This window comes from Paenibacillus sp. FSL A5-0031, assembly GCF_001956295.1.
Taxonomy (GTDB): Bacteria; Bacillota; Bacilli; order Paenibacillales; family Paenibacillaceae; genus Pristimantibacillus.
Genome location: NZ_MRTD01000003.1, coordinates 135,224 through 149,477, shown reverse-complemented (window position 1 = coordinate 149,477; position 14,254 = coordinate 135,224). Strand labels below are relative to the sequence as shown.

11 protein-coding genes are annotated in these 14,254 nt (G+C 46.0%); 2 read left to right on the top strand and 9 right to left on the bottom strand.

All coding sequences use genetic code 11. The features are described from left to right. Positions 1-96: 96 nt before the first annotated feature. Complete coding sequence (locus BK120_RS06825; RefSeq protein ID WP_076266748.1) at positions 97-1,002, bottom strand: ArsR/SmtB family transcription factor; 906 nt, start codon at positions 1,000-1,002, stop codon at positions 97-99. 183 nt (positions 1,003-1,185) lie between these two features. Between BK120_RS06825 and BK120_RS06820 the strand changes: the two genes are divergently transcribed. Then, complete coding sequence (locus tag BK120_RS06820) at positions 1,186-2,352, top strand: iron-containing alcohol dehydrogenase (RefSeq protein ID WP_076266747.1); 1,167 nt, start codon at positions 1,186-1,188, stop codon at positions 2,350-2,352. 16 nt (positions 2,353-2,368) lie between these two features. Beyond that, positions 2,369-3,196 (top strand): aldo/keto reductase, encoded by an 828-nt coding sequence (locus BK120_RS06815; RefSeq protein ID WP_076266746.1) that lies wholly within the window; start codon positions 2,369-2,371, stop codon positions 3,194-3,196. 63 nt (positions 3,197-3,259) lie between these two features. On the opposite strand, the gene BK120_RS06810 is transcribed toward BK120_RS06815, so the two are convergent. The 8 genes from BK120_RS06810 to BK120_RS06775 form a co-directional block, all read right to left on the bottom strand. Next, entirely contained in the window at positions 3,260-4,420 is a 1,161-nt protein-coding gene (locus BK120_RS06810) for a sn-glycerol-1-phosphate dehydrogenase (protein ID WP_076266745.1), read from the bottom strand. 85 nt (positions 4,421-4,505) lie between these two features. Next, on the bottom strand, positions 4,506-6,386 hold the full coding sequence (locus BK120_RS35890; protein ID WP_076266744.1) for a substrate-binding domain-containing protein: 1,881 nt from the start codon (positions 6,384-6,386) through the stop codon (positions 4,506-4,508). After that, positions 6,383-7,594 carry a response regulator gene (locus BK120_RS06800; protein WP_076266743.1) on the bottom strand — a complete coding sequence of 404 codons (1,212 nt, stop codon included), beginning with the start codon at positions 7,592-7,594 and terminating at the stop codon, positions 6,383-6,385. Before BK120_RS06800 ends, BK120_RS35890 begins: the two co-directional genes overlap by 4 nt. Positions 7,595-7,618: 24 nt before the next feature. Continuing rightward, positions 7,619-9,391: a cache domain-containing sensor histidine kinase gene (locus BK120_RS06795; RefSeq protein ID WP_076266742.1), complete on the bottom strand. Its 1,773-nt coding sequence runs from the start codon at positions 9,389-9,391 to the stop codon at positions 7,619-7,621. Positions 9,392-9,508: 117 nt separating this feature from the next. Continuing rightward, entirely contained in the window at positions 9,509-10,558 is a 1,050-nt protein-coding gene (locus BK120_RS06790) for an ABC transporter substrate-binding protein (RefSeq protein WP_076266741.1), read from the bottom strand. A 70-nt stretch (positions 10,559-10,628) separates the two neighbouring features. Beyond that, complete coding sequence (yjfF, locus tag BK120_RS06785) at positions 10,629-11,657, bottom strand: galactofuranose ABC transporter, permease protein YjfF (RefSeq protein WP_076266740.1); 1,029 nt, start codon at positions 11,655-11,657, stop codon at positions 10,629-10,631. Continuing rightward, positions 11,657-12,664: an ABC transporter permease gene (locus tag BK120_RS06780; RefSeq protein ID WP_076266739.1), complete on the bottom strand. Its 1,008-nt coding sequence runs from the start codon at positions 12,662-12,664 to the stop codon at positions 11,657-11,659. The genes yjfF and BK120_RS06780 overlap by 1 nt, the downstream gene beginning before the upstream one ends. Then, positions 12,636-14,171: a sugar ABC transporter ATP-binding protein gene (locus tag BK120_RS06775; RefSeq protein ID WP_076266738.1), complete on the bottom strand. Its 1,536-nt coding sequence runs from the start codon at positions 14,169-14,171 to the stop codon at positions 12,636-12,638. Before BK120_RS06775 ends, BK120_RS06780 begins: the two co-directional genes overlap by 29 nt. Positions 14,172-14,254 lie beyond the last annotated feature (83 nt).

The following is a 14,254-nucleotide window of genomic DNA, read 5'->3' as shown; positions in this document are numbered from 1 at the left end:
AAGCATGTACTTATTAGACTAACAAAAAAAGATGCCCCTCAAGGTCGTAAAAACCTAAAGGGGCATCTCTTCATTATATACACTGCGCAGCATTCCTTACTGGCAGCGCAGCGTCACTTCAATATCTTGGTTATAATTGCCGAATCCTTTGCCAAACAGCGTAACGCCGCCGCAATTTCTCGTCGTTGTGCTGGATGAGATGCGGAATAAAATTTCTTTATCATAAGCGAGCATTAGCTCGCCAATCGTAACATCAGATACTTTAATGCCATCAATATACGAGCCTTGCTGGTTAACGCGGATCGTTTTCATAAAGCCATACTGAATATTTTTATGCCACCACTCGGGAGTATACAACCCTCGTGAGCTTCCAAAATCGCCTGGATACGTCCACGTTCCAACACCGACACCGTTAATCGTAAAAGCAATATCCGATGGCAGGTGGTTGACGCTGCAAGGCGTGTCCGAACAAATCTCCATCGCAATTTCGAGCGACTCTGGCATTTCGTTATTCACCATATAATTGGGTATACGGTATTCCACAAATCCTGAACCGAACCATAAGACTTTGGCATGGACATGCTCTGGATCGGCAAAATAACGCGGATCATCGCACATCCCAATCATTTGAGTATCGGATGCCAGTCCGCAGGTTGGTTTAATTTGGTACGATGAATAATGTCCCACAGGCAGTGAAACCGAGTAACGCTTCGTTTCGTCCGTGACGGGTTCACTCTTAAAAACCAGCATCGCCTGCGACAGCTGGAGATGGCATATCTTTTGCATGCCGCGCTTGCCAGCCACGCTTTCGCTGCGAACAATGCCGGCTTCCTCCAGCATATGAATATGTCTTGTAACGATAGGAGACTTTATATCTAGCGCCTCGGATAAGCTTTTTATATTCATAGGCTGCACGCCTAGCAATTCAATCATTTTGACCCGTGTGTGTGATGAGAAGCATTCAAGAAACTTCATATTGCGGCTGCTCACTTCAATTTCCATTGCTGCTTCCCCTGTCTCTAGCTAATTTCAAATCATTATATAACTAAAAAGTTATCCTTTCAACACTTCCCTGCTCCACCTTGACTTATGGAGTAGAATTAACTAAAATAAACGGCGTATACATAACTCAAAAGATATTTAGTTACCTTTTTAGTTATCTAAATAGTTTTAGGAGGAATTAAGATGAACTCATTTCAATTCGTTAATCCAACTCATATTGTGTTTGGTGAAGGTACAGCCAAGCAAGTAGGCCAATTAACCTCCAAATACGGCAAAACGGTCCTGCTCGTTTACGGATCAGGCAGCGTCAAAAAAACAGGCTTGTACGATCAAACCGTAAGCCTTCTTCAAGAAGCTGGCATCAAAGTGCACGAGCTTCCTAATATTGAACCAAACCCGCGTTTAACTACCGTCAAAAAAGGGATCGACATTTGCCGCGCTGAAGGCGTTGATTTCATTCTAGCCGTTGGCGGAGGCAGCGTTATTGATGCAGCCAAAGCTATCGCTGCAGGTGTTCCTTATGAAGGCGATGTATGGGATTTCTTCACAGGCAAAGCTGTTATTCAAAAAGCGCTTCCGCTTGGTACGATTTTGACACTGGCTGCAACAGGTTCGGAAATGAACGGTTCTTCGGTCGTTACGAACTGGGAAGAAAACTTAAAGCGTGCTTTTGGCAGCTCGCATACGTATCCGGCATTCTCGATTCTCGATCCTACGCTTACGTACACGGTTCCTCGCAATCATACCGTTAACGGCGCTGTAGACATCATGTCACATGTGTTCGAGCAATATTTCAGCTTAACGCCAAATACACCGCTGCAGGAGCGCTTCTGCGAATCCATTTTGCAAACGGTAATTGAGAATGTTGAGCTAGCTCTTGAAAACCCTGAGGATGCGGCTGCTCGCGCGAACCTTATGTGGTGTGGTACGATGGCTTTGAATGGCGGTCTTATCAGCGTTGGCATGAGCAATGACTGGGCTTCGCACGGCATTGAGCATGAAGTGAGCGCCATTTACGATATTCCGCACGGCGCAGGCTTGGCTGTTATTTTCCCGAACTGGATGAAGTACGTTTATGAAGAGCGGGTGGATCGTTTCGTTCAATATGCAACTCGTGTATGGAATGTGAATCCTGAAGGCAAATCAGACAACGAAATCGCTCTTGAAGGCATTCAAGCCACTCGTGATTTCTTCACGAAAATTGGCGCTGAGTCACGTCTTGCCGACTTTGAGATCGGAAGCGACAAACTGGATCGCATGGCTGAGGAAGCTGTACGTTATGGCACGATTGGTTCATTCAAGCGTTTGGAAAAACAAGATGTTAAAGCTATTTTGGAATTATCACTTTAACTGGAGGTTACGATAAATGACTCATGCCCTAACAGCACATACCACATTAAGTAACGGAGTAAAAATGCCTTGGCTTGGTCTTGGCGTATGGAAAGTGAAAGATGATGGCGAAGCGGAAAGAACGGTCGCCTCTGCGATTGAAGCTGGTTATAGAAGCATCGATACAGCAGCAGCTTACAATAATGAAGAGGGTGTTGGCGCTGGTATTCGCAACAGCGGGATCGCGCGCGACGAAATTTTTGTAACGACAAAAATTTGGAATGCTCATCAAGGCTACGATTCCACGCTGACTGCCTTTGAAGACAGCAGACGGAAACTTGGCATTGAAGTTGTTGATCTATTGCTCATCCACTGGCCTGTAAAGGATAAGTACTTGGAAACTTGGCGCGCGCTTGAAAAGCTGTATCGTGACGGTTACGTACGTGCTATTGGCGTGAGCAACTTCCAAATTCATCATCTACAGGATGTCATTACAGCAGGTGAATTTGTTCCTATGGTCAATCAAGTGGAATACCACCCGCTTCTTACACAAACGGAGCTTCACGCTTTTGCCAAGAGCCGCAGCATTCAGCTAATGGCTTGGAGCCCGCTTATGCAAGGAAACCTGGATCAAAGCGTGCTCGCTGATATTGCTGCCAAATACGGCAAATCGCCTGCTCAAGTGGTGCTTCGTTGGGATCTGCAAAACGAGATCGTTACGATACCGAAATCGATTACTCCGGCTCGCATTAAAGAAAATGGAAATATTTTCGATTTCACGCTAACGTCTGAGGAAATGGCTCAAATCAGTGCGCTTAACCAAGATCACCGTTTTGGCCCAGATCCAGATAATTTCAACTTCTAAATTAAATCACTTCAAATTAATAACGGCTCCATCCTTGTTTCAAAGGATGGAGCCGTTTTTTGCTTAAATGGAATTATAAACCCTTAGTAACGTATATCTGTTTGGCCTAACGAGATGCGCTTTCTGCAAGCTTGCCGTGAGCAGCTCCTTATCAACGCCGAGCTCCTCCGTCGTGGTCGGTCCGCCAACCTGCTTTAGCCACGCTCTGATTTGGGCTTCATCCGGAAGTGCGGCAATAGCCTCCCGTACCTTCTCAGGATTAGCTGTAAAAGCTAGACCCTCCTCTTCAGCAGCAAGCTGGTGATAAAGCTTGGAAATTTCCGCGCAGGCTACGCCAACCTTTGCACCATGCAGCAGCTGTCTTTTGCCAAGGCGAATATATTCCATTTCCCAGAAATGCGACAAATGATGCTCTGATCCAGACGCCGAATGAGATTGACCGAATAAGAGCATGGCAAGGCCGGACTCAATAAGCGCTTCAATAAGTATGCGAATGCCTTGCTGGTCACGGGTTGCAATTAACGAGGCATTCTCTACACATTTGTTAAGTGCAATACGCGTAATTTCAGCAACCTCTTCTGAATAGGGCTCACCACCTTCAGCTACGCCAAAGCTCCAATCAAATAACGATGTATATTTTCCCAGCATATCGCCAAAGCCAGCAGCTACCATGACTGCTGGCGCCGCTGTGAGGATTTCCAAATCAGCAAATATCGCATCGGGGCCAATGGCCGCGATCGTCTTCTTCTCGCCGCGAATAATAATCGGCGCTCCTTTGGAATTGAAGCCGTCAACAGATGGCGCAGTCGGAACGGATACAAAGGGAATGCCCGTTGTATAAGCGGCATAACGAGAAATATCATGTATCGTTCCTGAGCCTGCTGCAATGACTACCTGTGCTTTGCGCAGTTGAATATCCAATAAGAGCTGCACGATCGATGCTTCATCCGCAATGACATCGCCTTGACGGTCCGCCTTTATGATCGTCACATGAACAGAAATACCTTGCGCGGCAATGGCTTCCTCTAGAAGTTTACCGGCAATGTTGTATGTAATCGCATCCGCAGCGATAACTACCTGACTATACTGCTTTTCCTTTATATAAGGAGCTACCGCTTGAAGGGCACCCGCTTCGACTAGCAAAGGGTTTATTTCAATCGCTCGCAACGTTTCTTCATCAAAACCTGCTGCTAGCTTTTTCACTCTATCAATAAGGTTTGACATGGGCTATGCCTCATTTCGTAGTGTAATATTTTTATTCTGCTCTTGTATGGCATACCTTGTCAACTTTAACAGCACTCTCCTTCTATTAATATTCACGGCTTGCCAGCGCCATTTTGGCAGATTCCTGCGTAAAAACACCTTCAGCCGTAATAATCTTCATCGGAAGCTCCTTGCCCTCCGACAAATCCTTAACAGCCTTCATGAGCTGAGGACCAAGCAGCGCGTTGCATTCAACTGCAAAGTTAAGCTTTCCGATACTTAAAGCTTTAAGAGCTGACTTTGTTGCATCAACAGAGATAATCGTAATGTCCTTACCCGGCCGCAAGCCAAAATCCTCTATGGCCTCAATAGCGCCTAAAGCCATATCATCATTATGGGAATAAACGACGTTTATCGCAGAGCCATGACGTTTCAGCGCCGCCGCCATCAGCTCTTTGCCCTTCTTCTTCGTAAAGTCGCCTTGTAATGATTCAAGCAAAGTGAAGTTTTGATCGGTTTGGATAACCTCCTTGAACCCCTGCATTCGCCCAACTGCTGGAGCAGAGTGTGCGGTTCCTTGCAGCTCGACGAATTGATAGCTTTGTCCTTCCTCTGCCTCTTGCATCAACCATCTTGCCGCCCTTCTGCCTTCCTCGCGAAAATCTGAACCGATGTAAGCTGTCCACAGCGTATCATCGCTTACGTTCACTTCACGATCAGACAATATGACTGGAATTCCTGCCTCCTTCGCTTCCTTCAATACCTCTTCCCAGCCGGTCTCCGTCTTCGGTGAGAAGGCGATCACATCCACCTTTTTGTTTATAAACTGCCGAATCAGTTCAATTTGTTTATCCTGCGACTGCTCCGCATTCTCATAAAGCAGCTCCACGCCTGCCTCCTTTGCCGCATTAATCACCGACTTTGTATTCGCGATTCGCCAGCCGCTTTCCGTACCCACCTGCGCAAAACCTAATACAATTGGAGATTGTGCCTCTTGGAGCGTAGGCGCTGGTGAATGCGTAACGCGCGGCTCGCCCTTCCCCTCTAGTTGATTCGTTATTTTCTGACTGCGCAAAATAACCTTTTTGGGAATTCCCTTTTCTTTATTCAATATATCGACCGCATAACGGATCGCTTCCTTGCCGCCAGGGGGGCTTGTAAAAGTGCCTGTCAGCTTGTTCTCCGAAACGAGCTGCAGGCTGCCGTTTTCAGAATTGACGCCATCGATACCGATAATATTAATATCATTCCTATCAAGCTTCTGTACTGCTCGGTATGCGCCTAATGCCATAGCTTCATTATGGGCAAAGATTAAGTCAACCTCGGGTTGATCTTTTAACCAATCCGTTAGCAGATCCTCCGCAAGGTCGCGCTGCCAATCCGCATTCATCGTCTGCACGATGCTAAGCTTGGAATTATGAATCGCTTCTCGGAACCCATTGCTGCGTTCTTCAACGGTCGGAGAACCGGCCAGCCCTTGCATTTCAATTATTTTACCGCCCAACTCCCCCAGCGTTTCCATTGCAAATTCGCCTGCTTTTCTGCCGATCATTTCATCGTCCGTACCTACGTATAGCGTATAATCATATCCTGTCACGCCTCTTCCGAGCACGATAACAGGGATATTCTCGTAAACGGAGCTTACTGTTTGTGTGAGAGCTACTGGATCATCAAGCGATATGATGAGCAGATCGACGCCATATCCAACCAGCTTCTTCACATCCTTCGCCTGCTGCTCGCTGCTTTGCGCGGCATCGGTGAAGATAACGCGCATATCCGAGTGCCTGCTGACCTCCTGCTGAATTTCCTCATTCATGGCCACGCGCCAAGGCTCGCTCAAATTGGGCTGGGACACTCCGATCAAATAATTGTATCCGCTGTCATTTTTCGTTACCTTCTCGTTCATTACGCACGCCCGCGTCCATACTACCAAAGCGACAAAAATCAAGCAAAGGATAAGAAAACCTGCTGCCTTTCTTCCAATCATGAACGTATCCCTTTCTTATAGACCATCGGCGAGGTTCCAGTCACCTTCTTAAAGGCGCTGCTGAAATAATGCTGGCTGCTGTACCCTACCTTCTCCGCAATTTCATACACTTTGAACAAGGGATCGCTCATCAATTGAATCGCTTTCCGAATTCGAACCTCCGTCAAATAATCGATAAAAGAAAGCCCAAGCTCCCGCTTCAGCTGCTTGCTTAAATAAGTAGGACTCACCTGTACACCTTCAGCGACATCGCCAAGCGTCAGCGAAGGCATGTAGAAATTACGATCAATAAACTTTTTCGTCAAAATAACGATCGGAGACAAGCTGCCTTTGCTGCTAAGCTCTCTTGACAACGTACGGTACAGCTTCGGAAGCTCTTCGGTACTCTCCACTGCCTGCTGCTCAAAAATAATCGTTTTTTCAAGAAGTGCTTCCATTTTATCTTGAATTTTCTGTCCTAACTTAAGCCATTCGTTATAGCTGTCTAAACAGCCCATGACGATGATTTGACCTTTCTTATCGTTAAGCACGACATGATTGCCAGCTCCATTGCCAGCAAGCAGATCCTCTGTAATGTTTTTCAAAGCAAACTCCAGAAGGTCGCGGTCCCACACGCGCATCGCCTTGCCGGATTCCACGTTTTGAATCACCTTAAAGGCGATCATGCCGACAGCATCTACCCAACCCAGTCTTAGGAAGGCGGTCTGATTATGAATTTCCTCAGGCGCAATAATGCCTTCCAGCCATTTCAACAAAAACGTATCCCGAATCGCGACGGAATTGGTTTTGAGCTGCTGATCCATCCATTCCAGCTTTTGCTCCTTGTCTCGTTTCTGCTCAAGCTCGCTTATCGCTTTGCGTACAACAGTCTCCAGCTTGCTTTTCATTACAGGCTTGAGCATGTATTCGAATACATGCAGCTTTACCGCCTGCTGCGCGTAACGAAACTCATCATGTCCTGAAATAACGATGACAATGCTGCGTTCCAGCGTTTGCCGCAGCCGCTCAATGAACTCCAGCCCGTCTACAAATGGCATGCAAATATCAACAAACAAAATATCGGGCTTACGCTCTTCCGCGAGCTCAAGCGCTTGCAAGCCGTTCTCGGCTTCGCCTACCAGTTCTATGCCAAGCTCCTCCCAAGGAAGCACCTTGGCTAATCCCCTGCGGATCTTCGGCTCATCATCCGCTATAAGCAGCTTCCACATCTCCATACCCCCAGCCATTTCGAGTTATCCAACTATTAACGGTAGCTTTACCACGATTTTGGAGCCTTGTCCCCGCTCGCTCTCAATGGTAAGACCATAACCAGAGCCATATGACAGCTTGATTCGTTCATTCACATTGTACAATCCATAACCTCGATCCTCGCTGCTTTGCCGGATAGCATGAAACGATTCATTCATCTGAATCAGCCGCTCCGCTTCAAACCCGACACCGTCATCTTCAACAACAAGAACCAGCTTATTGTCTTCTGCAGAGCCATGTATACGAATCGTGCCTTTAGCCAGCTTTTCTTTGATGCCATGATAAATTGCATTCTCGACGAGCGGCTGCAAAATGATTTTGAGTACGCTTTGCGTCTGCAGCTCCTGCGGAATGTCGATCTCAAAGGATAACTTATCCTCATATCTGGCCATTTGAATAATTAAATAGCTCTCCACATGCTGAATCTCGTCGCTAAGCGGAATAACCTCCCGACCTTTGCTAAGGCTGATTCGGAAGAGATGAGTTAAGGCAACTACGATATCGACGATATCATCGGCATCCCGGTCCTGTGCCATCCACTGAATCGTATCCAGCGTGTTATAGAGGAAATGAGGTTTAATTTGCGCTTGCAATATTTTCAGCTCGGCCTCGCGTTTCTCTCTTTGCTCCAAATATACAAGATGAATTAAATTGTCAATTTCCTGCACCATATGGTTAAAGCTATTGCCCAGCTGTCCGATCTCATCTTTCGTTTTACTAGGAAAGCGCAGATGAAGCTCGCCTTCTTCTACCTTCTTCATTAAACTGCGCAGCTTCCCAACGGGACGAACGATCGCATTCGTGAAATACCAGGATGCCATAAAGGCAAGCAGCAGCGTGACAAGCGCAATAATAACGGTATAAAATTGAATGTCCGCAACGACTTGAAGCGACTCCTTAAGCGGAAACACGCCGACGATTCGCCAATCAAACTCTGGAAAGGTATTATAGATCATCTGGTATTCAAGCTCATTGACTTGGCGAATGACTTTGCCAGAGCGCCCCTCCATCCAATCGCCCGAAATGCGGTACACAATCGGATTGACCGGCGAATACACGACACCGCCATTCTCATCCATAATAAAAATAAAGCCGCTTTTCCCTAGCGATACCGATTCTACGATCGCCTGAATAATGTCTAATTTCATATCGATCAAAATAACGCCAAGCACTTGGCCGGTCAACGGGTCCTTTACGGCCCGCACGAACGACAGCACCTGATCGGCGCTTAAATTTTGCTCTGCTCTAATATTTCTCCCAATCGGATGGCTGAACAAATGAATATGCTCCGGCTGAAGAGCTGCCTTCTTGTACCACTGCTCTTCCGTCATGAAATCTCTCGTAATCGGCTCTAAGCCGCTGCTTGCGAATTGGTTGTTGCGGCTCACAATCATTGCTCCAGCAATTTCTACATGCTTCTCTATATAGACCCTCTGAAGTTTCCTCACCTTAGAATCCAGCAGCTTCAACTGCCCTGATTCGTTATTCGATCTTCTCATAAATTCGATGACCGACGCGTCCTGCGACAAATAATAAATAATGTTATCCATTTCTTTTATGTATACTTCAATGTGGTTTTTTACCTGATCCATCATTTGCACCGTATGTGCATTCGTTTCCTCTTCAATTGCATTTTTGTATAAGGTGCTGCCCAGAATGCTGAGCGCAGCGATTGAAAATAAAGTAATGATGACGAAATAAAATAAAAGCTTGAAACGGATACTACGATTCGCAAATAAACCGCTTAGCATAAACATTCAATCCGTCCTCATCAAATAGTGATCATTTCCTTTGAAATGCGAAAAACGAAACTGCATAAGAGATTTTTCTCTTCTGCAGTCTCGTAATTTACCTATCTTCAATTGCCATAACGATTAATATTTGCGATTTGGCAGCGCATCGATTGCTTTTTGGCCGAAATAAACGTCCTCATCCGATTTAATCCATTTTTCGAGCGTAGTGCCAGCTTTGTAATCGAGAATCGCTTGCTTCAGCTGTGGTCCCAGCAATGGATTACATTCTACAGTAACATTCATTTTACCTTCTGCAATCGCTTCAAAAGCTGCTTTAATGCCGTCAACGCCGATAATTTTAATATCTTTACCTGGCTTTAAGCCCGCTTCTTCAATCGCTTGAATCGCGCCTAGCGCCATATCGTCATTATGTGCGTAGACAACTTGGATGTTTTTATCCTTTTTCAAATAAGCTTCCATGACCTCTTTGCCTTTGGCGCGAGTGAAATCGCCTGTTTGGGAATAAACGATTTTGTAGCCGGCTTCACCAGCAATCGCATCCTCGAATCCTTTTTTACGGTCATTCGCTGCGCTTGCACCTACTGTGCCTTCCAATTGAACGATGTTGACTTGAGCGCCAGCGCCAAACTCATCGATCATCCATTTTGCTGCGTTTTGACCCTCGAGAATAAAGTCGGAACCGATAAACGATACATACAAGTCCTCATTGCCTTTTGTAATGCCGCGGTCTAGCAAAAACACTGGAATATTCGCATCTTTAGCTTCCTTTAATACCGTTTCCCAGCCTGATTCTACGACTGGCGCAAGTCCAATGGCATCTACTTTTTGGGCGATAAACGTACGGATCGCTTTAATTTGGTTTTCTTGCTTTTGCTGTGCGTCAGAGAATTTCAGCTCGAAGTTCGGATCTTCGCTAAATGTCGCTTTAACCGAATCGGTCTCAGCATCACGCCAGCCGCTTTCCGCACCGATTTGCGCGAATCCTACAACCAGCTTCTTGTTCGCTTCCGGTGGTGCTTCCGTTGCTGCATTCTCTGTTGGCTTGTTTGTTGCATTTCCGTTTGCTGGTTTGTTGCCCCCATTATTGCTGTTGTTGCCACAACCGGCGATCAAGCCTACCAGCATAATCGCAGCTAGCATCGTGACGATAAACGGTTTCTTTCTGTTCATTCTTATTTCCTCCCTATCGAACTTGTATTGGCTACACTCTCAATATACAAATGTTGCAAATGTTCTGTATTTACAAATTAACGACTTTATTTTCAAATTTCGGTTTATTTTTGGAAGCTGGCAAAGCGTTTTTTTCTTTTCTCATCACAATAATTCGTTGAAAAGCCATGAAAAGAAACAATAAAAATCCAATCGTAATCTTAGTCCACCAAGAGCTGAGCGTCCCTTGAAACATAATGATCGTTTGTATAATACCTGTACAAAGCACGCCAAGCGTTGGCCCGATCAAATAACCAAATCCGCCAGTGAGCAAAATACCGCCAATAACGCACGACGCAATTGCATCCATTTCCATCCCCATCAAATGCAGCGAATAGCCCGACAGCATATAAAGTGTAAACACGATGCCCCCAATTGCAGAGAACAAACCGCTTAAGGTGTATACAAGAATTGTCGTTCGTGCAACAGGCAGCCCCATCAAAACAGCGGACTTTTCACTGCCGCCAATCGCATACACCGCCCTGCCGAAGGAGGAATACCGCCCAATCAGAAGAGCAGCGATCACAACGGCAATCGCAATGACGACACTAATCGTTATAAAATGATCGCCCCACAAATAAATTTTGTATTGGGAGAGCTTCACATAAACCGAATTGCTAATAACGATACTCTCCGTGCTGATGAGAAAGCTGATCCCTCTAGCAAGGAACATTCCCGCCAGCGTGACAATCCAAGGATGCAGCTGAAATCTCTGAATTAAATACCCTTGTCCTGCCCCAAACAGCGTACCAATGACGAGAGCAACGATCGTTACAACAAGTGCGTTTGCCCCATGCTGGAAGAGTGACGCCGACACCATGCTGATCAGCGCAACGACCGAAGCTACGGATAAATCGATGCCGCCTTTTATAATGACGAATGCCATGCCTGTGGCCACAATAATGAGATAGGCGTTGTCTATAAATAGATTCAAAAATACTTGCATGGAGAAAAAGCCCTTGTAAAGCGCAGCACCTGATCCGTACAAAATAAACAAAAGAAGCAGCGTAGCCAAAACAATAATATTGTTATGGCTAATTTTCAGAGAAATCAGCTTCATTATGCCGCCACCTTCTTTTTCACAAATTTGAATGACTGCCGGAATAAGTCGGATTGAATCAAGCAGACGATAATAACAACAACCGCTTTAACGAGCAAAATACTGGAAGGCTCAACACCCAAAGAATAAATCGTCGTCGTTAAACTTTGGATGAACAAGGCTCCGAAGATCGTTCCGCCAAGGTAGAAGCGTCCGCCACGCATCGAGGTTCCGCCAATTACGACAGCTAAAATAGCATCCAGCTCTATCCACAGTCCGGCATTGTTCGCATCGGCACTTGCTACGTTTGCACTAATAATAATGCCGGCAATACCGGCGCAAATGCCCGTAATCGTATAAGCGGTCATGAAGATTACTTTAGGACGTATACCCGCATAGCTGCTCGCTGTCTTATTGCCGCCGGCAGCCTCTAGAAAAAGTCCGAATGCGGTACGCGTTTTGAATAGATATACGAGTAAAAATACAGCCATCGCAATGAACAGTGGAAATGGCAGCCCTAGCAAATGCCCTTTTCCAATAAACTGATACGCCTTATCGTTAGTCGTAAGCACTTGCCCGCTCGTAATTAGTTGAGCGATTCCTCGGCCAATCGTAAGCAAAATTAAGGTAGCCACCATCGGCTGAATGCCAATCATCGCAACGAGCATCCCATTCCATAAGCCGCATAATAACCCTGCAAATACCCCTGCTAGAATGACAAGCCAAAGTGGATAACCATCGAGCATAAATACCGCGATAGCCCCCGAAATAGCGAGAACTGATCCTACGGATATATCAATTCCCTCTTTAGCAATGACTAGAGTCATGCCAATAGCAATAATGATGAGCGGCGATCCATTTTTCAAAATATCAATTAAATTGCCGAATAAATGACCATCCTTCCATTCCATTCGAAAAAAATCAGGGATGACGATCAAATTGAAAAGAAACAATACAGCGAGTGCCAGAATCGGCCAAATGATTTTCTGCTTGCTTAAATTACGCGCCAATCCCGTCAGACCCGCCATACATTTCCGCTCCCTTCGCAATCATTTCCATAATAATGTTCTCGCGCATGTTTGCGCCGGCGACCTCGCCGATCTTAATCCGATCGCGTAAAACGATAATCCGATTGCAGCATTGAACGATTTCCTCTAGCTCCGCCGATATGATGAGGATCGATATGCCTGTTGCCGCCAAATCAAGAATGAGCTTGCGGATTTCCATCTTGGAACCAACATCGATTCCGCGTGTCGGCTCATCCAGAATAAGCAGCTTCGGCTGCGTAGCAAGCCACCTCGCCAAAATAACCTTTTGCTGATTACCGCCGCTTAGATTTTCAATCTTCTGCTCCGCGCTTGGCGTTTTGATCTTTAGCAAATCAATGTAATAATTGGCGATTTCCTTCTGCTTGCGCAGCGGTATGAATGAGAAGAGGCCTTTACGGGCTTGCAGCGCCAAGACGATATTTTCACGAATGGTAAGCTCTCCTATGATGCCTGCAACTTTGCGATCCTCTGGCGTGAATCCAAGCCCTTTCTGAATAGCTTTCTGCGGATACATCGAAGAAATAAGCTCGCCGTCTATGGTCAAGCTGCCTTCATCCGCTTTGTCGATGCCAAAGATGAGCTTAGCGATTTCTGTTCGGCCTGAGCCAAGAAGTCCTGCAAGACCAAGCACCTCCCCTTTCCCGATCTGAAGATCGATAGGATTAATGCTACCTCGTTTGCCAAGCGAGGTGGCCTCCAAAAAGTTTTCGCCAGCCGTTCGCTCTACTGCTTTTTTCCCTGTTGCTTCTTCTACGCTCCATTCCCTGCCGATCATATGGGACACAAGCTCTGTTTTGGTTAAATCCTTCGTTAAATATTCGCCGACGAGCATCCCGTTGCGCAGCACCGTAATTCGGTCGGTTACTTCATATACCTGGTCTAGGAAATGAGTTACAAATACGATGCCCATGCCCTCTTGCTTTAGAATGCGCATAACTTTGAACAGCTGTTTAACCTCATTCGCATCAAGGCTTGACGTAGGCTCATCCAATATAAGAATACCGTTCGAAATATCAACAGCTCTCGCAATGGCTACCATCTGCTGAATAGCGACCGAATAATGCGATAATGGTTGCTTAACATCAATCGCAAGGTCAAGACGCTCCAGCAGCCGCTCGCTGCCTTGGTACATTTTGTGCCAGTCTATTAATCCGCGTTTTCTTGGATGACGACCAATATAAATGTTCTCAGCCACGCTAAGATTTGGGCATAAATTGACCTCTTGATATACCGTACTTATGCCAAGCCGCTGTGCTTCCAGCGGAGATTTTGGAGCTATCGTCCTGCCAGCAAGCAACACCTCTCCAGCATCCCATTTGTGCACGCCGGTCGCTACTTTAATCAACGTCGATTTTCCTGCGCCGTTCTCTCCCATGAGCGCATGGATCTCGCCTTTCCTGAGACCAAAATCAACATTTGAAAGCGCCTTGACGCCAGGAAACGATTTGCTAATTCCTTTCATATGCAGCACATAATCGGTGCCCATGGTCCTTCACCTCTTTCCGTTTTCACCTCCAATTGTAGAAAAAACGACCATCGTTCGTATTTAGAAATATAGGTCTTTTTTTA